Raw genomic sequence first — 21,571 nt, forward strand, 5'->3', positions numbered from 1 at the left:
AATCAACGCACTCTAAAACCGGAAGGGCCAGATTGGGGAGCTCGCTGTCCAGCTCAACGACTCTCTTAGTGCTGCCGTGGGTTCTGCCGCGATCGTCGGCAGCTGGGGCGCCATCGTGGTCGAACGCGCTGGTGCGTGCGAAGACCGCTTAGAGGTTTCGCCACAGCTTGATCTCATCGTGCAGTTCTGGCCAACATTTCGTGGAGTTTCTGAGAAGAGGTTCTTATGCGTGTCTCCCTTCGCGCTCACCGGGAGAGCTTGTGGTTGCTGTTTGAGGCTCACGGTGAGCGCGAAGGGCGATTAAGGGAGAACGGAGGGCGGGTAGCTGAGCGCGAGGGGCGGGTGGCTGAGCGCGCAGCGCGGCTTTTGTGGTCTGGTAGGGGAGGAACCCCGGGTTACACAAGCAAGAAAAGGCCCCGGCCACCGCACTCGCTGTGAGTTCGTGGTGGCCGGGGCCTTGCTCGGCGCTGGGCTGTGTGCCAGCGCCTTCGGCTTTAAGCGCCTTTAGACGTCGAAGGCTTCCTCGAGCAGGTTCTTCTGCTCAATCTGGTGGACCTTCGCGTTGCCGGTGGCAGTCGAGGACTGCGAGCGGCGGGAGACGCGGACCAGCTCCGGCATATCCGGGATGAGCTCACGCAGGTGCTCGTTGTAGAACGGCCACGGGCCCTGGTTGGCCGGCTCGTCCTGTACGAAGCGAATCTGCGTTGCGTTCGGGTAAGCCTCGAAAGCCTCACGCAGGCGATTGAACGGAATCGGGTGGAGCATCTCCACGCGCACGATGGCGATGTCATCGCGGCCATCGGTTTCCTTCTTCTTGGCCAGCTCCCAGTAGAGCTTGCCGGAAACCAGCATGATGGTCTTGACCTTGTCAGTATCGCCGACCTTCTTGCCGTTGATGTCTACGAAGTTCGGGTCGTTGATAACGGACTGGAACTTCTTGACCTCAGTGAAGTCCTCCACGGAGGAGGTTGCGGCCTTGTTGCGCAGCATGGACTTCGGGGTGAAGACCACCAGCGGGCGCTTCATCTCACCAAGAGCCTGGCGGCGCAGCAGGTGGAAGTGGTTAGCCGGGGTGGAAGGCTGAGCCACGGTCATGGAGCCCTCAGCGCACAGCTGCAGGAAGCGCTCAATGCGGGCGGAGGAGTGGTCCGGACCCTGGCCCTCGTAGCCGTGCGGCAGCAGAAGGATCAAGCTGGAGAGCTGGCCCCACTTGGCCTCACCGGAGGAGACATACTCATCGATGATGGTCTGCGCACCGTTGGCGAAGTCGCCGAACTGTGCCTCCCAGGCCACCACGGCATCCGGGTTACCCACGGTGTAGCCGTACTCATAGCCCATGCCGGCGTATTCGGTCAGGGCCGAGTTGTAGACCATGAACTTACCGCCATTGCCCTTGGACGAAGCCAGCTGAGCAATCGGGTTGTGCTCCTCACCCGTGCGCGGGTCGAAGGCCACCGCGTGGCGCTGGGTGAAGGTACCGCGGCGAGAATCCTCACCGGCCAGGCGCACGACCTTGCCGGAGTTAGCCAGGGAACCGAAGGCGATGAGCTCGCCCCAGCCCCAGTCGATGCCTCCCTCGCGCGAGGACTTCTGGCGCTCCTTGGCCACCTTGGCCACGCGCTTGTGGTACTCGAAGCCCTCCGGCGGGTTGCCGTAGGCATCACCAATCTCGGCGATCTCCTCAGCGGTAATGGAAGTGTCCAGACCGCGGGTCAGCTCCTGGGAGGAGGTGATACCAGTCTGCTCCTTCGGGCCAGCCTCTTGTGCCTTCTTGTGGTCAGCGAAGACGGACTCCATCTGGTCGTGGAAGTCACGCGCAGCTGCCTCTGCCTCTTCATCGGAGAGGTCACCGCGGCCGATGAGTTCCTCGGTGTAGCGCTCACGGACGGACTTGTGGTCATCGATGATGTCGTAGAGACGTGGCTGGGTCATGGACGGGTCATCGGCCTCGTTGTGGCCGCGCAGGCGGTAGCAAACGAGGTCAATGAAGACGTCCTTGCCAAAGCGGCGGCGGTACTCGGTGGCCAGCTTGCCCACCCAGACAACAGCCTCCGGGTTGTCGCCATTGACGTGGAAGACCGGGCAATCGAAGCCCTTGGCCAGGTCGGTGGCGTAGTGCGTGGAGCGACCGGAATCCGGGGTGGTGGTGAAACCAACCTGGTTGTTAACCACCACGTGGACGGTACCGCCGGTGGTGTAGCCGCGCAGCTGGGAAAGGTTGATGGTCTCCTGGACCACGCCCAGGCCGGTGAAGGATGCATCGCCGTGGAGCATGATCGGCACAACAGTGTGGCCCTCAGCACCCTTGTCCAGGATGTCCTGCTTGGCGCGTGCGATACCTTCCATGACCGGGTCGACGGCCTCGAGGTGAGACGGGTTAGCAGCCAGGGTGACCTTGATGTCCCCGTCACCGAACATCTGCAGGTGCTCGCCCTCTGCGCCCAGGTGGTACTTCACGTCACCGGAGCCGCCCATTTGGCCGCCCTTGTAGTTGCCGTCGAACTCACCGAAGATATCTGCCAGTGGCTTGCCCACGATGTTGAAAAGGACGTTGAGGCGGCCGCGGTGCGGCATGCCGATAACAACTTCGTCGAGGTCCTGGCCTGCTGCGGTGTCCACGATGGAATCCAGCAGGGCAATGAGGGACTCAGCGCCCTCCAAGGAGAAGCGCTTCTGGCCCACGTACTTGGTCTGCAGGAAGTTCTCAAAGGCCTCAGCGGCGTTGACCTTCTGCAGGATGTACTTCTGCTCAGAGTTAGTCGGCTTCGGCATGCCGGCCTCAATCTGCTCCTGCAGCCAGCCGCGCTCATCGCGGTCCAGGATGTGGGCGTACTCGGAGCCAACCTTGAGGGTGTAGGCGGAGCGCAGGCGGGTAACCACCTCGCGCAGCGTCATGGTCTCCTTGCCACCGAAACCGCCAACGTTGAAGGTGCGGTCCAGATCCCAGATGGTCAGGCCGTGGGTAGCCAGGTCGAGGTCGCGGTGATCCGGCCAGGGCAGGCCCGGCTGCTTCCAACCCAGCGGGTTGATGTCCGCGAGAAGGTGGCCACGGGAGCGGTAGGCCTCGATGTACTGCATGACGCGGGTGTTCTTGTCGACGCCCGTGTTCGGCACGTCGGCAGCCCAACGGAAGGGCTGGTAGGGAACTCCCATGGACTCGAAGAGCTCGTCCCAGAAGGCATCATCCAGGATGAGCTGGCCCACGGTACGCAGGAACTCACCGGACTCCGCGCCTTGAATAACGCGGTGGTCATAGGTGGAGGTCAGGGTAACCAGGCGGCCGACGCCGAGGTCTGCCAAGCGGTCGGCGGAGGTGCCAGCAAACTCTGCCGGGTAATCCATGGATCCCACACCGATGATGGAGCCGGAGCCCTTGGTCAGGCGGGCGATGGAGTGGCGGGTACCGATGCCACCCGGGTTGGTCAGGTTGATGGTGACGCCGGAGAAATCATCCATCGTCAGCTTGTTCTTGCGGGAGCGGTCAACGATGTCCTGGTAGGCATCGATGAACTCGGAGAAGGTCTTGTTCTCCGCTTCCTTGATGGCAGCGACGACGAGGGCGCGGGAGCCATCCTTCTGTGGAAGGTCAATAGCCAGGCCGAGGTTGATGTGCTCCGGCTGAACCACGGTGGGCTTGCCGTCCTGGATTTCGTAGCGCACGTTCATATCCGGGTGGATCTGAACGGCCTTCACCAGCGCGTAGCCCAGGATGTGGGTGAAGGAGATCTTGCCGCCGCGGGTGCGCTTGAGGTGATCGTTGATCATCGCGCGGTTTTCCCACATGAGCTTGACCGGGATGTCACGCACGGTGGTAGCGGTGGGGATCTCCAGGGACTCGTCCATGTTCTTGGCAATGGCCTTGAACATGCCCTTGAGTACGCGGGAGCCCGGCTCCGGTGCCTCCTTGATGCGGTCCAGCGGGGACTCGGACTTCTTCTCCGTCTTTTTCGCGTCCTTCTTGGATGCGGCGGAAGCCTTGGAATCGCTCGGTGCCTTAGCGCCTGGAACAGCGGAAGACTTCTCCTCAGCCTGGGTCTTCTTCGGCGCAGCCTGTGCCGCGTCCTTCTTCTTGGTGGGGGTGCTGGATTGAGCGTTCGCAGCCTTGGGCTGTGCGGCCGACTTCGGTGCTCCGTTGGCCTCAAAGTACTCGCGCCACTCCTTGTCTACGGAGTTCGGGTCCTTGGAGTACTGCTGAAACTGTTCGTCAATCAGCCACGCATTCGGGCCATAGATGCTCGAGTTGCTCACGGCAGATGCTCGCCTCTTTCTGTGCTTCTAAGTTTGTCTTTATTCGACTCTAGTAGGCCAATCCACGGGTGCGAAAGGCACCCCGAAAAGTGTCTCTCCTTATGATACGGCCCTTGTAAGTTTGCTCACTAACCTGAGCGGGTTTCGCCCCTTTTATTCCCCCTGCAGGGGGGAGAGTTGGGTGCCCGCATGGCTGATTACTTGGCGGCCCAATTTACGGTTGGCGGTTGTTCCCAGCACCGCGCCTACACCCATCGGCAGCAGTTTGGATACCCATGCCCACTTGAGCTTCTTGGTGGCCTGCTTCATGAAGAGCTTGGTCAGGCGGCCGTTGAGACCGCTGAGGGTAGGGCCGGAAAAACGCGAGAGGGTAGCAGCGGAGGTGACGCCCGACAGCGAGGTTGCATCACCCACAAAGGTATCGACCAACGCGCTGCCTTGGGAGCCGGTGAGCACCACCAAGACCAGCGCGCGGCGGCGCTCCTTATCCCGGATGTTGTCACCGCGCAGGTGCGCGGAGGCGAGAATGTACCAGGCGGCGGCTTCAAGGAAGACCAGGGATTCCGCGCCGATAGTGGCTGCGCCGGTGACCAGGCCGATGCCAGGGATAGCCGCGGAGGCGCCCGCGGCAGCACCGGTACCGGTGATGATGTTCATGAAATGCTTGTCGATGAGCTCTTGCAGCTCCGCAGGGCTGGCGTCGGGGTTGCGCTTCTTTAGACCCTCGACATAGTTGATGATGACGGAGGACTGGACGGAGACGACTTTGTCGATGGCCGCCAGGAATCCCTTGGTGATGCGGTTGGCCTCATCCACCTCCAAGGTTCCCACAGCCTCTGCGGAGCCGGCCTGATCGACCGATGCATCCCGGCGACTAATGTCCTTGCCCTCTTTCTCCTTGTTAAAGACCTTGTCCAACATTGTCTCACCTAACTTTTTAACTAAATCTGATTGTGAATCTGAACTGTATGTTTACCACCGTATCGAAAAAGCTTTATCCAGCGCGCTAGCAGGGTGGCGCACTAGGGTATGAGGCATGAGCGAGTTTGAGCCTTTCCCTCCGCGTGAGGTCAGCGCGGCTGCGGCGCGCTTGCTTGCAGATTCCCTCCACGCCCGTGCCCTCGCCGCACAGGAGGCGGCACGCACCGCGCTTGCCGACGATCTCACGGTGCTCACCACCGGCGGCTGGGTACGAGGTTGCATCGAGGAAGAGTTACGCACGGACCGCCCGCTCAGCGCTCCTGTCCGCTCGTGGCGCGGTATCCCTTTTGGCGCAGATACCTCGGGCGCCAACCGTTTCATGGAACCGCGGCCTGCCCCGGCGTGGGAAGGAATCCGGGATTGCCGTGAGTTCGGGCACGTGGCCCCGCAGCCGGTGTACTCTTGGACCGACCGCATCGAGGGTGCAGAAGATTGCCTGACCCTTGATGTCGTCCGGCCGCACGATACGGGTTCACCCGATACACCGTCGGGTTCTAAGGCAGGGGAGAAGCTGCCCGTCGTAGTGTATTTGCATGGCGGCAGTTTCATTGTGGGTTCCTCCCACATGCTGATGCTGCGCGGCTTCGAGTTCGCAGCCCAGATGGACGTTGTTTATGTTTCGGTGAATTTCCGCTTAGGTGCCTTGGGCTACCTCGACGTCCGCAGTCTTGGCGGTGAGGCCTGTGCCAACCCGGCTGTGGCGGATCAAGTCTTAGCGCTGGAATGGGTACGCGAAAATATCGCGGCCTTCGGCGGGGACCCAGAAAACGTGACTCTCATGGGTGAATCCGCCGGCGGCGCGGCCGTCCTCACTCTCATGGCGGTGCCGCGTGCAGAAGGGCTTTTTCACCGCGCGATTGCGCAGTCGCCGCCGATCGGCATGATTCATTCACGAGCGCAGTCAGTGTTTTGGGCCCGCGAGCTGGTTCACAAGATGGCCTTGCCGCGCGATACCACCGCCGATGATCTGCGCCGCGAGGACTTCGCGGACCTCGTGCGCTCTGGCCAGTCCATGATGTGGCGCGCGGGCGAGTTGCTGTACCTGAACTCCTGCTATGCGCCGACTGTCGACAGCGACCTCATCCCGCAACATCCCATCGAAGCCTTTGAGGACGGCAACCAACACCCGGTGCCGCTGCTGGTGGGAACCAACTCCGGTGAGGCCAGCTTTGGAAAATTCCTCTTCCAACGCCAGAGCGCCCGAGAGCGAGCGGCCCTCCGACTTCTTGCTTCCTTTGATCCGGAGAGCGCACCGGATGTCATCGCGGCCTACGGCGGTGCCGTCTCGCGCCGCGATTTCGGGGATCTGCTGACCGACGCCCTCTTTTGGGCCCCGACCGTCCGCGTCGCTTCCGAGCACGCACGGCGCTATCCCACGTGGATGTACCGCTTCGACTTCGCTCCGGCGGCGCTGCGCTGGTTAGGTCTGGGTGCGATGCATTCGATGGAGCTATCCAACATCTTTGGCGATCCAGGGGCGTCGAGAGTGTCCTTCCTAAACAGCATTGCTAAGCCTTCCGAAATGGAGGACGTGACCGAGACCATGCAGGCGCAGTGGGGCGAGTTCATTCGGGGCGGAGCGCCTCTAGACAACTGGCCGCAATACCGCGCGCCGCAGCGCTCGACCATGGTTTTTGATGTGGAGCCGCGCGTGGAGGAGGCGCCGATGGAGGGGCGTCGCCAAGCATGGGAGGCCTATGACATGTTGGAGTGGGGTACTGGGCGCCCGGAGATTCTGAAGGAACTGGGATTCCTGCTCGATGAGGAGAGCTATTGACGGAGATCGCAGGTAAGATGTGTGGGGCCTTGGCAGCAGCCCGGGTGAGACTCCCACATGGACGGATGTTAATCACATGAGCTTTTTTGAAGATATCGCCTCTGCTCTGGACGGGGAGGGCATTGAGTCCCGCGTCAACGACGATGTGATGTTCGTGCCCATCACCTCCGATTTGGAAATCCAGTTTGTGGAAATTGACCCCATCCTGCCGGCGGCCAACGTCTACATTGCCGCGGCCGATGTGGATGAAGATGATGAAGACTTCGAGGCCGTTTTGGTGTCCGTGGCGTTTTCTGTGGACGATGCGGTTGAGGCCGTATCCCGCCACATTGCCACGGACCAGGTGGTGACGGTGCTGCGTGACCTGCTGGAAGGCACCGATGAACGCATCGCTGAGTTGGAGTTTCTTCAGGATGAGTTCAACCCGAATCTGGTCGTGGCGGAAGTTGCCAACGACTCGGAGCTGCGCGTGCTCGTGGAAACCATCGACGGTGTCCCGAGCGCGATCGTGCGTTTTCTCTCCTTCGACTTCGATGAGGAAGAGCTCGATGAGCTGGAGGATGAGGCGATCAGTAAGCTCTGGGATATCGACAGCCCGGAGGACATGAGTGAGGAAGAGCGCGTTGCCATCTTCGGCGATGCAGACGACGAAGACGGCGGGCTAGCCCCCATCATTGAGGTCCCGGCTGAGGCACTCGAACTGGGTACCTACACCGACTTCGACCGCCTCTTCGATGTGCTCAGCTTGGTCTCCGATCAAGCCTTAGATTGGGAAGCACAGCTAGTGAGCATCGATGACGATGACTTCGACGAGCCTGAGGTTTATGACATCTTCGGCGCCGATGATGAGGACGATGACGTTCTCTTCGAAGACGATGATGACGAAGACGATGATTACGACGAGGACGGAGCAGAGGACGCCGATAGCGACGGTGACTCCGAGGACTAAAAGCTCCCAGGGTAGGGTAGGTGCGTACTTTTCCCTACGTTAATGAGGAGCAACCAAAACACATGCCGGACAAGAAGGCATCGCGGAGCCAACGCCTGTGTGTTGGCTCCGCCCTAGTGTGTGCGGCTCTGGCTTGGGTCCTGTCGCTGAATTCGAACTACGGTAGCGGGGACTATGTTTTTGGCTCCGTCCTCTCCATCAGTGTGTGGTGCCTGACACTGCTCGGCGCCCTTCTCTTCCTTGCCGCACAATGGCGTTCTTTAGGCCATCACGCATTGCTCAACCCGTTGCTGGCGGTGATAGTGAACCTTGTGCTGTCCTCGTTGATTTTTAACGTGAGCGTTCCCTTGTACTTGGACATGATGGGCACGGCATTCGTGGCAATTGTCTACGGACCCGTCTTGGGAATGGGCACGGCGCTTTTGACTGCGTGCTTGGCCAGCATCAACAACCCGCTGCTTTTGGTGTACCTACCGGTGGCCCTGGTGGTGGCCTACCTATTTGGTTGGCTGGCGCGCCGTGGTGCCTTTAAGCGCATGATGGTCATGATGCTCGCCGGCGCTGGTGTGGGAGTAGTTGCTGGGCTGTTGACCACGATGTGTACCTTGCTCTTGCCCGGTGAGTATGGACAAAGCGGACCCATCAAGCTCATGGCCCTGTGGGAGCTAATTTTGCATGACGGACGCCTGGCAGTTCTCTTGCAGAGTCTGAGCTCCGACGTGATTGATAAAACGTTCACGGTCCTCGTAGTCTGCGTAGCTATTCGCTTAGCGCCGCAGCCCATCCTCCGTCTTTATGACTATCCGGAGACGCGCCCATCCCGAGACCGCGTCTTAACGGAGGACAGGTTCACGCTTTCCCTCGATGAGGAACCACCCCGCAACCTCCTGGGCCGGATACAGCGCTACTTCTAAAAGCTCTCAGAGCTCTCGTAGCTGCGTGGCTCCACCCACTCGGGCCACACCCGCATTGGACAGGAGCCAAGAGAGTATTAGGCGGCTTGGCTGAAGCCTTCGAAGAGGGAAAGCGGTGAATGCACCGGGGTGTAGGTGCTATCTACCAGCCACACAAACGTCGCCGCACTGCTGCTGGAAATCTCATGAACTGCGGAGACAAGCTCTTCTGGGACCAGTGCCCGCACCCAGGCTTCCGCTAGCGAGGGAGTAACGGGACGTCCAGTCGGATCGGTGATGCGTACGGTAATGAGATAAGAAGGCACGCGCTTATCGCCATAACCCAGCACGCGGGCCTTGGCCCGCTCGCCCACGCGGTGGCGCGACACAGTAAAAGCCAGCGGTAGCGATTCGCCGCCTTCTATGGCCACTGGTGGCAGAACCTTCGATGGTGGCCGCCACTGCGGAGTGGGCCGCGCGAGTGAGCGAGGATGGCGGATGATGCTCTCCATGGAGCGAAGAGTTTCATGGTGGTGGTAGAGGATCTCCGTGGTCAGCTCACCGGGGCTGAGCGTGGACGGGGACTGAACGGACTGGGGAATGCTGCTGTAATTCTTCATGGCGCACACACTAGATGCCTGTGCGGACATTCCACGTCAAAGTGTCGAACTATTGTTCGACGATTTGACGTCGTGGGCTAGAGTGAGTGGCGATATGAAAAATACTGCAGAACCGCAGGTAAAAATCCCGCGGGAAATTTGGGTCATGGTCACCGCCGGGTTCATCATCGCCTTGGGGTACGGGCTCATTGCACCGCTGCTGCCGCAGTTCATCGTCAGCTTCGACGTCTCAATGGCTGCGGCTGGTCTCGTAGTCTCCGTCTTTTCTGCTAGCCGCCTTGTCTTCGCACCCGCCGCCGGGTTCCTCATCGACCGCGTCGGCACGCGCCGCGTCTACGTGACGGGCCTGTTCACCGTGGCAGTGACCACCGGTTTAGTGGGCGTGGCGCAGGAGTATTGGCAGATCGTTGCGCTGCGCACTATCGCCGGCATTGGCTCGACGATGTTCACTGTCGCGGCGATGGGGCTCATTGTGCGCCTAGCACCACCCAGCATTCGCGGGCGCTGTTCGGCAACCTATGCCACGTCTTTCCTTCTTGGCAACGTGATTGGCCCGCTCGTGGGCGCGAGCCTCTCTTTCTTAGGATTCCGCTGGCCTTTCTTTATCTATGGCGTTGGCGTCGCCATCGCCGCACTCGTTGTGTGGATCCTTATGCCCTCGGTCAATGAGGCCGATGAACGTCGGCGTCACCTTACGCCCATGCGCTTGGAGGAAGCCTGGGCGGATACTGCTTACCGTGCAGTGCTGACGTCGAACTTCGCCCAGGGCTGGATCAATATGGGTGTGCGCGTGGCGGTCCTCCCGTTGTTCGCGGCCGCCATCTTCGCCAACGGCGCATCCACATCCGGCGTTGCGCTAGCGGCCTTTGCCGCGGGCAATGCCATCGTCTTGCAGTTCTCCGGCTCCTGGTCGGACCGCGTGGGGCGCCGGCCACTCATCGTTGCGGGACTTGTGGGCTCCGCGTTGTTCGTGGGCACGCTGGGCTTGGCGACGAACATCGTCTCCCTCCTCATCCTCTCCGCCCTGTCCGGCGCCGCCTCGGGCCTTATTGCCCCTTCGCAGCAGGCAGCCGTGGCGGATATCGTCGGCTCGAAGCGCTCGGGTGGTCAGGTGCTGTCGACATTCCAGATGGCAGGTGACTTTGGGCAAATCTTAGGCCCCATCGTCATTGGACTGCTGGCGGATAGGTACGGGTTTGAGACAGCCTTTGGCTTCTGTGCGGTAGTTGCTGCAGCTGGCGTTGTGGCGTGGATTTTCGGACGCGACACATTGGCGGAGAGAAAGGGAATCCTGCAGGGCCTGCGCCACCGCTACCGCCCGCGGCGTTAATAGACAAAAGACTGGAAGGCTCCGTCAGTATCTTTCTGGCAGAGTCTTCAGGGCCGTTTAGTTCTAGTGGGTGCGGCGCGCTTTCTTGCTGCACGCAGCCCAGCGAGGGGTGGTGCCGGTTTTGAAGCTGCGCTCCCGAAAGCGCGTAAAGCCATAGATGGAAGTTTCAGAACCGTTATCTGGGCGGCTCCACCTCTTCCGGCTACGCTCGCTCGCGGCTGCCATAACCGTCCTCCACACTTCTGTACCACGGCATCAGAGACTAATCTTTTCTTAATCTGCTAAGGAAACCTTAATTTAACGGTGCTTACGGCGTCAACTTCATAACCTGACCATAATTGAGGTTTAAGCCACAGTGCGCCCGGCGGTGTAGAGCTGCTTAGGCATATCGCGGCGAAGGCTCCATTCAAACTGGATGGGTTTCTCGCCCCTGTGCGAGACGTAATCGACATTTCCTAAGAAGGTGTATGCCGATGCCGTGTCCACCTTGTTCCGCTTGGTAAAACGCGTGGCGATGATGATGTTGCCGTTGAGTTCGTGGTGGTGGATGTAGCGTCGGGCCATTGCGGACTTGAGCGACGTAGTGGATTGGGATTCCCAGTGCAAACGATCAGGCGCCAGTGGGTAATCGCGGTAATTCGTGGAGGCACTCACGTTCTCATCCTTCTGGAAAGTTACCAGGAAGAGATCGGTATTAGTGGCGTCGAAACGGCGTACGCCCTCACGTGGCAAATTTGCGAGTTTACGCAAAGGACCATCGTCCAAAGCACCAACGAGTTCACCCAGGCTGTAGTCCGCGTGAGTCTCCAAGACGCTATTCGTAGACTTCTCTGGAATGATGCGGGAGCGGTCGAGCGTGAGCTGCATGACCTGAGTTACCTCAGCGACGAAGGAAGGACAGGCCCGGATGATACGCAGGGCCTCATCAAGGGATTCCGGCACCGTCGTATTTGAATTTGCCCACAGAGCCAGCACGAGCATGGTGGCGTACCGAATTTGCTCGCGGGTCATATCCTTCTCCTTGGGACCGTTCGGGGAAACAAGAAGGCTGTAGGCCGCTACGCGGTTGGGGTCATTGATGTGCAGTAGCACGCGGATTCGGCTGATAAGAAACTCCTCGTGTTCATTTGCGGGGGCGGAGGGCAGAAGCTTCTCATCGCGCAGCAGCGTGGTCCACGTAATTCCCTTGCGGCGGTAGATGTCTTCTAGCGGAACTCCGGAGCTGTTAGTGAAACTGGCGAGGTCCGTTGTGCCGTAATCAGAAATAAGTGCTCGTATTTTCTTAATGGAGTTACGGGCTAAGCGCTTGATGTTCTTGAGAACGCGCTCGGTCGTTACACGGTCCAAGGTGATGTTGGAGCCTGGCGGGGCGGTAGGAAATCCTTGCTCTACCTCCTTGGCCAAGTTCTTTCCGCGAGCAGGAGTTAGAGCTTTGAAGCGCTCTTCGAAATCGAATTCTTCGTGCTGTACACCCAAGAAATCAAAGACAGTGCAGGCATTCTTTCCCTCATGGAGACGCAGCCCGCGGCCAAGTTGTTGGACAAAGAGCACAGGGCTTTGCGTTGGGCGCAGAAGCAGCAGCGTGTTGATCGATGGAATGTCGACGCCTTCGTTGAAAATATCGACGGCGAAGATGATCTTAATAGTGCCTTCGCGAAGCTGTTCAATGGCGCGGCGACGCTCATCAAGGCTGAGCTTGCTGCTGACCGCCAGAGCTGGGATGCCGAAAAGATTGAATTGCTCCGCCATGTATTCGGCGTGGGCGATGGTCACGCAAAAGCCGAGGGCTTTCATCTCGGAGAGATCGAAAATGCGACGGTTGAGTTCATTGATAATGAACCTGGTGCGCTTCTCTCCAGCCTTGATATAGAACTCGCTCAGCTCCGAAGCTTTGTAGTCCTTCTTTCCGCGATTCCAGGTCAGGCTTGTCAGGTCAGTAGCATCGTCGACTCCGTAGTAGTGCAACGGTGCGAGAAGCTGGAGGCGCAAGGCATCCCAGAGTCGAAGTTCATGAGCTACGCGGTAGTCGAAATACTTTTGAACGTTCTCGCCGTCACCGCGCTCCGGAGTGGCAGTCAGCCCGAGGAGCTCACGCGGCTGCAGGTAGTCCAGAACCGCGCGGTACGTCGCGGCCTCTGCGTGGTGGAACTCATCAATGACGACGACTTCAAAATGGTCAGGCGCAAGCTGGGCTAGGCGCTTGCCATGCAGAGACTGGATGCTCGCGAAGACATGGTCCCACTGGGCGGGCTGTTCACCGCTTAAGAGGAGCTCGCCAAAACCTGCGGTGCTAAGCACCTCGCGATAGGTCCGCTGGGCCTGGGTAAGAATCTCGCGCCGGTGCGCAATGAACAGCAATCGTGGCCTGCGCCCCAGCTTCTCGCATAGGCGGCGGTAGTCCAGTGCTGCCACAACAGTCTTGCCTGTACCAGTAGCGGCAATGAGGAGATTGCGATGACGATCGTGAACTTCGCGCTCGGAATCTAAAGCTTCGAGCATCTCCTCCTGGTAGGGATAGGGCTCAACGCGAAGGCCTGAGAGTTCGAGCTTTTCACCGGGCTTTGCTTCAAGAAATCTGGCGCCGCCGAGGGCCTCCTTGAGGCGCTCGAAGTCTTGGTCCGGGTCAAATGCTTTGAAATGAGTGTCGTACCAATAGCTGTCGAAGGTCTTGATGAACTTTTCGATTATCTCCGGCGTGGAGGAACGAGAGCCCCGGACGTTCCATTCCCAACCGTCAACAAGCGCTGATCGCGAGAGGTTTGAGCTACCGATGAAGGCGGTGTCGAATCCGGACTGACGGCGGAAAAGCCAGGCTTTGGCATGTAACCGTGTGGTCTTGCTTTCGTAGCAGATCCGGACTTCAGCGCCGTAGTCTTCCACGAGGCGGCGCACGGCGGCGGCTTCGGTCGCCCCGCAGTACGTCGAAGTGATGACGCGCAGCGGGATCTGGTGATCCCTGAGGTATTCCAATTCATCGCTGATGACCGCGATGCCTGAAGTCTTGATGAAAGCGCACAATAGGTCGACGGAGTCGGCCGTTCGGATCTCGCGGGCAATCTCGACTGACATGTTGGTGTCGTCCACGCTGTTGGTGAACAAGGCGCTGGAGTTGAGCGAGACTTCCGGGAGTTTCGGGGCCTCTTCGAGCTCTGATCTATAGATGGCGTAAAGCAGTTCCTCGGCGGAGATGGACTCATCCACCCCGAGGTGTTGCGCGAGCCCATTGATGAGGGCCACACGCTCTTCGGGCTTTGATAACTCTGTGAGCTTGCGCTCGAGGGCCTTGGCAAAATGCTGGGACACTGCCGCGGCGAACCGGGGGTTGACATCCTTCTTGGAACCGGAGGCGATGCCGGTTGCTGCCGTGGGCCGAGCTCGCTTGGTTTCCTCGATTCGCTCCTGGACTCGGGCGGTGACCGGGGTTTCGTAGATGCCAAACGGCAGAATCGACTCGGAACTCATAGGCGCGAAGAAAGCAGTTTGACGGTGGGGATATCTGCAGGGGCCCAGTCGAGTTCCCGGGCCTCGGCAGGGGACACCCAACGGGTGGCATCGTGATCACTAAGAACGAGTTCCCCAGATTCCTTGGTGCACAGGAACGTCGTGAGCTCGATGGTGGCGAAATCATACTCGTAGACGGTCGTTGTGACCTGGTCACCAACCTTTGCGCTGACGGACAGCTCTTCTTTGATTTCACGTGCGAGAGCCTGCTTAGGCGTCTCGCCTTCTTCAATCTTGCCGCCTGGAAATTCCCACATGCCGGCTAGTGATTTTCCTGGAGCTTTGCGGCAGGCCAGGAATCGATTGCCGTCTACGAAGACGGCTCCGACAACACGAATCGGTGAACTCATGGGCACTAGTATGCCGGCTGGCCCGCACCTTATCTAGGAATTCGCTCCTGTGGTAGCAGAAAAGTGCGCTGTCACAATGTCATCAATCAACCGCGCGGCCAGCTTGGCGGTGTGGCTGTCGGTGTCGAAGGTGGGGTTGAGCTCGACGACGTCGACAAGCGCGAGGCGTCCCGTGGCGGCGATGGTGAGCGCGAGTTCACGGATGATGTTCAGGGGTACGCCGAGGCCAGCGGGGGCGGAGACACCCGGTGCCTGGTCGGCGGGGAGGACATCCAAGTCGATGGAGAGATGGATGGGCTTGGTGCCGGAGCAGATGCTGTCGATGGTTGTGCGCAGCTGGGAGCGATCCATGCTGAGCAAATCCTCGTCGAGGACGACGGTGACACCGAGGGCGGAGGCTTCGTGGAAAAGCACGGGCGTGTTATTGGGGCGGGAAATTCCCAAGACGGAATAGTCAAAGTCCTCCCGGCCCACCAGTTCAGAGATCTGCTTAAACGGGGTGCCGGAGGTGGGCACGTCCGCGGTGCGGAGATCGAAGTGCGCGTCCAAGTTGATGATCTGCAGAGGCCCCTGGGCGCGGAAAGCACCGCGGTGGGAGCCGAAGGCGGTTTCGTGGCCGCCGCCGAGGATGATGGGCAGGTGCCCGGCGCGTGAGAGTGATTCCACCGCATTGGAGAGGCGCTCGTGGGCGGCCTCCAGGTCGGTGCCTTGGGTGGTGATCGTGCCGGCGTCGTACAGCGGATGCGGATGGTGCAGCGCCAGGGAACCCAGGGCGCCGCGCAGGGCAGCTGGGCCTGCAGCCGCGCCGGGGCGGCCATGGTTGCGCTCAACGCCCTCGTCGGAGGCAAAGCCCAGGAGTGCCACGCCGGGGTGTTCCTGGGGGTTCGCTAGGTCGAGGGGACGAACTACGCTGTGCCACCGCGCATGCTCGGGGCCTGGGCCATCGGAGCGGCCGGACCACTCGGGGGCAGGGGAGTAGGCGGGGGCATCAACGGTGTTCATGGTTATCCTTTCGCGTCTGTTTCTTGTTCGGCTGTATTTTGCAGGGCTGCTTCCTGTGGGGTGCTCGCGGCGGCGCTGCGGCGGCCGGTGAGGTAGAAGATGGCGGTCATAAGGAGGATGAAGATAACGCCGGTGGCGAGTGCCGGGCGGTATTGCTCCTGCCACACCATGATGCCAAAAGTGAAGATGATGAAGGCGATGGAGAAGTATTGGCCCCAGGGCCAGAAGGGGACGGTGTATTCCAGGCTGGCGCGTTCCTCGGGCGACATCTGGCGGCGGGAAGCCACGTGGGCCAAGAGGATCATCAGCCACACGTAGATGGTGGCAAACGTGGCCAGGGAGGCGATGACTTCGAAGACGTTATCCGGGATGAGCGCGTTGAGTCCGGTGCCGATAATCATGACGATAAGCAGGATGATCATGGTCATGACCGGCACACCTCGGGTCTTTTTGGCCATGACCTTTGGCGCGAGGTTCTGGCGTGCCAGTCCGGTCAGAACGTTGCCGGCGCCGAAGAGATCCGCATTGATGGCAGAAACCGCCGCGGTGATGACAACGACGTTGAGTGCGGCGGCAGCCCAGGTGACGCCGAGGGTGGAGAAGATTTGGACGAAGGGGCTTTCCTCACCGGTGATGCTGCGCCAGGGATTGATCATGAGGATGACCAGGATGGCCAGGACGTAGAACAGCAGGATGCGTACCGGGATGGTGTTGACGGCCTTGGGCACGGACTTGGCGGGATCTTCTGCCTCCGCACTGGCGACGCCGACGATCTCCGTGCCGCCGAAGGCGAAGAGAACGAGGATGAAAGAGGCGACCATGCCGGAGACGCCGTTGGGGAAGAAGCCGCCATCGTTGACGAGGTTGGCCGGGCCGGTGGTCTCCGCGGTGGAGAGGCCGAAGACTAGGACGGCCACGCCACCTAGGATCATCGCGATGACCGCGCCGACCTTGACGATGGTGAAGGCGAATTCCAGCTCGCCGAAAGCCTTGACGGTGGCGAGGTTGGCGCCGCCGACGAGAAGCAGTGTGGCGGCGACCCACACCCACTTGGGTGAGCCGGGGAACCAGAATTGCATGTAGACGCCAATAGCGGTGAGGTCGGCGAGGGCCACGATGACCATCTCGAAGGCGAACATCCAGCCGGTGATGTAGCCGGCCCAGGGGCCTAAGAAGGTGCGGGCGTATTCGGCGAAGGAGCCGGTAACGGGGTGGTGCACGGACATCTCACCGAGCGCGCGCAGGAGGAAATAAACCACGGCGCCGCCGAGGAGACAGACCAAGAGGACCGAGGGGCCGGCGGCTTGGATGGCGCCGGCAGAACCGTAGAACAGGCCGGTGCCGATAGCTGAGCCTAAGGCGATGAAGTGCAGGTGCCGGTGTTTCAAGCCGGCGCGCTTGGTGGTGGTTTCTGCCACGGGGATGCGTCCTCCTCTGTCCCCTGTGCGGGCGCTAGTTGGTTCTAGCACCGCGAATGTGGGGAGTGGTTGGTGCGAGTGGGTCTGGGAGCTACTTTCCTCTAGTTGAGACGCGGGGTCAATTTTGTGGTGGGTAGCTTGATCCGGCGCTATGGTGGGCGCCTCATTTCGTGCGTGGGGGTGACGTGCGTGACATTTGTGTGGGGTGCCGCTAGTATGTGGGAGACCTGCGTGTGGCTGTCGCGTGGGCATGGCTAGAAGCAATCGCTGTGTAGCGGCGTGTGTGCTTGGCGCGTTCCTTTAAAGGGCGCGTGCGTGGCCGTGCTAATGACGTGTCGTTTCCACCACCGTGAGGTAGAACATGAACTCTGAAGACGCAATCGTTGACGCCTTCTACGAGAACGAGGATGACGTGCCCTCCAAGAAGGGCATCTGGCGCCTCTTTGTCTACAGCGCTATCGGCGCTTTCGTATTCTTCTTTCCCATTAGTTATGACGGGAAGAAATCCATCCCGCTTGACCACGTGGTCACCATCATCCGCACCTATGCCGAAGTCTTGGTGCCCTGGTTCATCCTGGCGCTAGCGCTCTATGGCACGGTGCGCAGTATCGTGAATAAAAACTGGCAGGAAGGCCCGCTGCAAGCGGTCTTTACCGCGCTCAACGCGGTGGGCCTGGTGGTCTCCTTCTTGATGGTCATCGGAAAGCTTCCAGGGGTACTCGGCAACGAGGACATCGTGCCCTTCCTGTGGAATTCGGTTGCGACACCCGTCGGCCTCATCGTACCCATCGGCGGCGCATTCCTAGCTCTGCTCATCAGCTACGGCTTTCTGGAATTCGTGGGCGTATTTATGCAGCCCATCATGCGCCCGCTCTGGCGCACACCGGGGCGCTCCGCCATCGACGCGGTAGCCTCCTTCGTGGGCTCCTACTCTTTGGGAATCCTCATTACTGACCGTGTGTACCAGCGCGGCGGCTACACCGCGCGTGAGGCCTCCATCATCGCAACGGGCTTCTCGACGGTCTCGGCAGCGTTCATGGTCATCGTGGCCAAGCAGCTGGACTTGATGGATATGTGGGGCGTGTACTTCGCAGTATCCCTTGTGGTTACCTTCCTGGTCACGGCGATTACCGTGTGGATTCCGCCGCTGAGTAGGATTCCTAATGACTACGTAGATGGTGTAAAGCCGGACCCGGAAAAGCCGGTAAAGGGCAATTTCTTTAAGGCCGCCTGGCGGGAAGCGCTGCTAGCGTTGGACCGCGCGCCGTCTTTAGGCGCTGCCATTTGGGAGAACCTGCGCGATGGCGTGCGCATGGCGTCGGCGATTGTGCCCTCCATCATGTCCGTGGGCCTGATTGGTTTGCTGCTGGCAAACTTCACCCCTCTCTTCGACTGGCTGGGGTACCTGTTCTACCCGTTCGCCTGGATTGTTCAATTACCGGAACCGGAACTGGCGGGTAAGGCCGCGGCTATGGGCATTGCGGAGATGTTCCTGCCGGCGACGGCCGTGGCGGGCTCTGAAAGCATGGTGCTCAAGTTCGTCATCGGTGTGGTGGCTATCTCCGCCATTATCTTCTTCTCCGCGCTGGTGCCGTGCATCTTGGCCACCAAGATTCCGATCAAGCTGTGGCAGATCGTGGTCATCTGGTTCGAGCGCGTGGTGCTGACCATCATTATTGCGACGCCGATTGCCTTCCTGGTGACTTAGCTGGGGCTTGTACGAGGGCTCATTAGAATGTGGGCCCATGAGTACCTCCCGAGTCCCGGCGGCGCGCAATGCACTGGAGATCCTCCGGCTGCTGTCGACCATCGACGTGCCGATTTCCGCCGCGCGCATCCGCAGTGAGCTGGACCTGCCGCGCTCAACTACTTACCACCTGCTCAAGGAGATGGTGGACGCGGGGTTCGTGGTACACCTGCCGGAGAACCAAACCTACGGGTTGGGGCTTGCTGCCTACTCGATGGCCGCGGCCTATGCCACGCAGCAGCCTCTGGTGCGGGCGACGCAGGGGCACCTCGAGCGGATTGCCAGCAGTGTTGGGGGATCGGGGCACTTATCGCGTTTGGCGGGCTCGGAGATTCTCTACCTCAACGAGGTGCGCGCGCCGGGGGCGCTGTCGCTGGTGACGGAGAAGGGCGTGCGGCTGCAGGCACAGCGGACGGCCTCTGGGCGGGCCATGTTGGCATTGCTTCCGGAAGCAGAGTGGCGTGCAGCATTTGTCCCGGGGTCCTTAGGTTTTGGGGAGTACAAGGAAATCTTGCGCCAGGTACGCGAACGCGGTTGGGCCGAAGAGGTCGAGGTGGTGGCGCGCGGGCAGGCGTCGGTAGGCGTGGCGGTGGTTGACCACGTGGGCAGGCCAGCAGCGGCACTCGCGGTGACTTTTCCCGTGGGCGCAGCTGATGCCACTGATGCCGCGCAGCAACTGCACGCGGCTGCGCAGCAGGTGGCCGAGAGGATGTACGGGCGCCGCTAACAGGTAGTGCCCGAGGTATTGGCGCGCCGGGCAGCCTGTTGTACTATGAGCGCAACGCGTAAGGCTGTCGCGCGTATCACTATTTTTCTATTCTTGTGAAAACGAGTACGTGTTTTCACGTGCCTTCTTCCCTTCCACGTGGGTGGTGGGACGTGGGTAACGCAGCGACGTTAAAGGAGCCTTACATGTCTAATTCTTATCCTTCCACCGTGACCGTGGGTATCGGGGCGCTGAGTATCGAAGAAGTCGTGGCCGTGGCACGCTACGGCGCGAAGGTGGAGATTTCCCAGGATGCGATTGAGGAAATCGCCTCGACCCGCGAGCGCGTCGAGGAACTAGCCCAGGATCCGACCCCGGTCTACGGTATTTCCACCGGCTTCGGTGCGCTGGCGCGGCGCCACATTCCGGAGGAGATGCGCGCGCAACTGCAGCTCTCACTCGTGCGCTCGCATGCGGCGGGAACGGGCCCGGAAGTTGAGCAAGAGGTCATCCGTGCGCTGATGTTGCTGCGCTTGTCCACCCTGTGCACTGGACGTACCGGCGTGCGTCCGGTGGTGGCGGAAACTTATGCCGCGGTGCTCAACGCCAATATCCATCCGGTGGTCCGCGAATACGGCTCCCTGGGCTGCTCCGGTGACTTGGCGCCGCTGGCACACTGTGCGCTGGCGCTGCTGGGTGAGGGTGAGGTGCGCGTCGATGGCGGCCAGGTCACCCCGGCCGCCGAGGCGCTGTCGGCTGCGGGCATTGAACCGCTCAAGCTGCGGGAGAAGGAAGGCTTAGCACTCATTAACGGCACCGACGGCATGCTGGGGCAGCTCTGCCTGGCTATCACTGACCTGCGCGAGCTTGCCAAGACCGCTGACATCGCCACCGCAATGACGGTGGAGGGCTTGCTGGGGACCTTGGTGGTCTTCGCCGATGACCTGCAGCAGCTGCGCCCGCACCCGGGCCAGGCAGATGCCGCCGCCAATATCCTGCAGGTCGCAGAGGGCTCGGAGATTCTCGCGGCCGCCCTCGAGGAATTCAAGAAGAAGCAGGTACAGGACGCCTACTCGGTGCGCTGTGCCCCACAGGTGGCCGGTGGTTTCCGCGATACCGTGGCGCACACAGCAACGGTTGCGGAGCGCGAGCTGGCCGCGGCCGTCGACAACCCGGTGGTGGCCAAGGATGGACGCGTGGTCTCCAACGGCAACTTCCACGGCGCGCCGGTGGCCTATGCGCTGGACTTCTTGGCCATCGTCGTGGCTGACCTGGCCTCTATTTCGGAGCGCCGCACCGATCGCTTCCTCGACGTTGCCCGCAACCGCGGCCTCAACGCCTTCCTTGCGGATGACCCGGGCGTGGACTCTGGCCACATGATTGCGCAGTATGCGCAGGCGGGCATCGTCTCTGAGCTCAAGCGCTTGGCCAACCCGTCTTCGGCGGACTCCATTCCGTCTTCGGCCATGCAGGAAGACCACGTGTCCATGGGCTGGTCGGGTGCCCGCAAGCTGCGCAAGGCCGTAGACGGTCTGCAGCGCGTCCTCGCCATTGAAATCCTCACTGCCGCCCGCGCCATCGATATGCGCGAGGGTCAGCCCGCCAAGGGTACCGGCGCGGTCATCGATGCTCTGCGCCAGACCGTCCAAGGTCCGGGCACCGACCGCTATCTGTCCCCGGAGATCGAAGAGACCGTGCGCCTGGTCAAGGAAGGTGCGCTGGTGGCTGCGGTAGAGGGGGCTGTCGGCACGTTGCGCTAACTCCACCCCCAGCCCCATGGCGTATGCCATGGGGCTTTTTCATGCGCCCTTGATTTCAAAAGTGCAGACCTGGAAGTGCAGACCTGCTGGTCGCCGCAAAGCACTGTCCTCGCGATTGACGACGCCCACCTGCATGAATGCACTTCCAGGTCTGCACTTTTGCCTTCGCAGCGGAGACGAGAGGCGCCCTGAGGCAATGAGTGGGTGATTTTTTGTAGTGCGGCGCGGGTGTGGATGCGGGTGAAGAGCGGAAGCCTATCTGTGGCGAGTCACACAAAGCTGGGTTATG

At 60.7% G+C, this 21,571-nt stretch carries 14 protein-coding genes; 7 read left to right on the forward strand and 7 right to left on the reverse strand.

All coding sequences use genetic code 11. From position 1 onward, the window contains the following. Positions 1–504 precede the first annotated feature (504 nt). Positions 505–4,248: a multifunctional oxoglutarate decarboxylase/oxoglutarate dehydrogenase thiamine pyrophosphate-binding subunit/dihydrolipoyllysine-residue succinyltransferase subunit gene (locus HMPREF2943_RS04805; RefSeq protein ID WP_070710947.1), complete on the reverse strand. Its 3,744-nt coding sequence runs from the start codon at positions 4,246–4,248 to the stop codon at positions 505–507. 153 nt (positions 4,249–4,401) lie between these two features. Continuing rightward, positions 4,402–5,169, reverse strand: a complete 768-nt coding sequence (locus HMPREF2943_RS04810; RefSeq protein WP_070710948.1) for a hypothetical protein — start codon at positions 5,167–5,169, stop codon at positions 4,402–4,404. 115 nt (positions 5,170–5,284) lie between these two features. Here HMPREF2943_RS04810 and HMPREF2943_RS04815 point away from each other — a divergent pair, with 115 nt between their 5' ends. The 3 genes from HMPREF2943_RS04815 (at position 5,285) to HMPREF2943_RS04825 (ending at position 8,869) form a co-directional block, all read left to right on the forward strand. Further along, the gene (locus HMPREF2943_RS04815; protein WP_070710949.1) at positions 5,285–7,006 is read left to right on the forward strand and encodes a carboxylesterase/lipase family protein; all 1,722 of its coding nucleotides are present in this window, start codon (positions 5,285–5,287) and stop codon (positions 7,004–7,006) included. Positions 7,007–7,082: 76 nt separating this feature from the next. After that, the gene (locus HMPREF2943_RS04820; protein WP_070710950.1) at positions 7,083–7,955 is read left to right on the forward strand and encodes a DNA primase; all 873 of its coding nucleotides are present in this window, start codon (positions 7,083–7,085) and stop codon (positions 7,953–7,955) included. 62 nt (positions 7,956–8,017) lie between these two features. Then, on the forward strand, positions 8,018–8,869 hold the full coding sequence (locus tag HMPREF2943_RS04825; RefSeq protein ID WP_070710951.1) for a hypothetical protein: 852 nt from the start codon (positions 8,018–8,020) through the stop codon (positions 8,867–8,869). A 77-nt stretch (positions 8,870–8,946) separates the two neighbouring features. On the opposite strand, the gene HMPREF2943_RS12625 is transcribed toward HMPREF2943_RS04825, so the two are convergent. Continuing rightward, the gene (locus HMPREF2943_RS12625) at positions 8,947–9,468 is read right to left on the reverse strand and encodes a hypothetical protein (RefSeq protein ID WP_246817270.1); all 522 of its coding nucleotides are present in this window, start codon (positions 9,466–9,468) and stop codon (positions 8,947–8,949) included. A gap of 94 nt (positions 9,469–9,562) precedes the next feature. Here HMPREF2943_RS12625 and HMPREF2943_RS04835 point away from each other — a divergent pair, with 94 nt between their 5' ends. Next, positions 9,563–10,798, forward strand: a complete 1,236-nt coding sequence (locus HMPREF2943_RS04835; protein ID WP_070710952.1) for an MFS transporter — start codon at positions 9,563–9,565, stop codon at positions 10,796–10,798. Between the two features lie 345 nt (positions 10,799–11,143). On the opposite strand, the gene HMPREF2943_RS04840 is transcribed toward HMPREF2943_RS04835, so the two are convergent. From HMPREF2943_RS04840 to HMPREF2943_RS04855, 4 genes are read right to left on the reverse strand one after another with little or no spacing between them, the layout of a single operon-like run. After that, positions 11,144–14,260, reverse strand: coding sequence for a DUF3427 domain-containing protein (locus HMPREF2943_RS04840; protein WP_070710953.1), 3,117 nt, complete (start codon positions 14,258–14,260; stop codon positions 11,144–11,146). Beyond that, positions 14,257–14,649, reverse strand: a complete 393-nt coding sequence (locus HMPREF2943_RS04845; RefSeq protein WP_070443670.1) for a (deoxy)nucleoside triphosphate pyrophosphohydrolase — start codon at positions 14,647–14,649, stop codon at positions 14,257–14,259. The genes HMPREF2943_RS04840 and HMPREF2943_RS04845 overlap by 4 nt, the downstream gene beginning before the upstream one ends. 33 nt (positions 14,650–14,682) lie before the next feature. Then, positions 14,683–15,651: a formimidoylglutamase gene (gene hutG, locus HMPREF2943_RS04850; RefSeq protein WP_070443673.1), complete on the reverse strand. Its 969-nt coding sequence runs from the start codon at positions 15,649–15,651 to the stop codon at positions 14,683–14,685. A gap of 2 nt (positions 15,652–15,653) precedes the next feature. Continuing rightward, positions 15,654–17,069, reverse strand: a complete 1,416-nt coding sequence (locus tag HMPREF2943_RS04855; protein WP_070710954.1) for an amino acid permease — start codon at positions 17,067–17,069, stop codon at positions 15,654–15,656. Between the two features lie 361 nt (positions 17,070–17,430). Between HMPREF2943_RS04855 and HMPREF2943_RS04860 the strand changes: the two genes are divergently transcribed. The 3 genes from HMPREF2943_RS04860 (at position 17,431) to hutH (ending at position 21,282) form a co-directional block, all read left to right on the forward strand. Continuing rightward, positions 17,431–18,777 carry a YjiH family protein gene (locus tag HMPREF2943_RS04860; RefSeq protein ID WP_070710955.1) on the forward strand — a complete coding sequence of 449 codons (1,347 nt, stop codon included), beginning with the start codon at positions 17,431–17,433 and terminating at the stop codon, positions 18,775–18,777. Positions 18,778–18,814: 37 nt separating this feature from the next. Beyond that, the gene (locus HMPREF2943_RS04865) at positions 18,815–19,543 is read left to right on the forward strand and encodes an IclR family transcriptional regulator (RefSeq protein ID WP_070443682.1); all 729 of its coding nucleotides are present in this window, start codon (positions 18,815–18,817) and stop codon (positions 19,541–19,543) included. Positions 19,544–19,728: 185 nt separating this feature from the next. Beyond that, on the forward strand, positions 19,729–21,282 hold the full coding sequence (gene hutH, locus HMPREF2943_RS04870; RefSeq protein ID WP_070710956.1) for a histidine ammonia-lyase: 1,554 nt from the start codon (positions 19,729–19,731) through the stop codon (positions 21,280–21,282). Positions 21,283–21,571 lie beyond the last annotated feature (289 nt).

Origin of the sequence: Corynebacterium sp. HMSC072D12 (assembly GCF_001813925.1) — a bacterium.
Classification (GTDB): Bacteria; Actinomycetota; Actinomycetes; order Mycobacteriales; family Mycobacteriaceae; genus Corynebacterium; species Corynebacterium aurimucosum.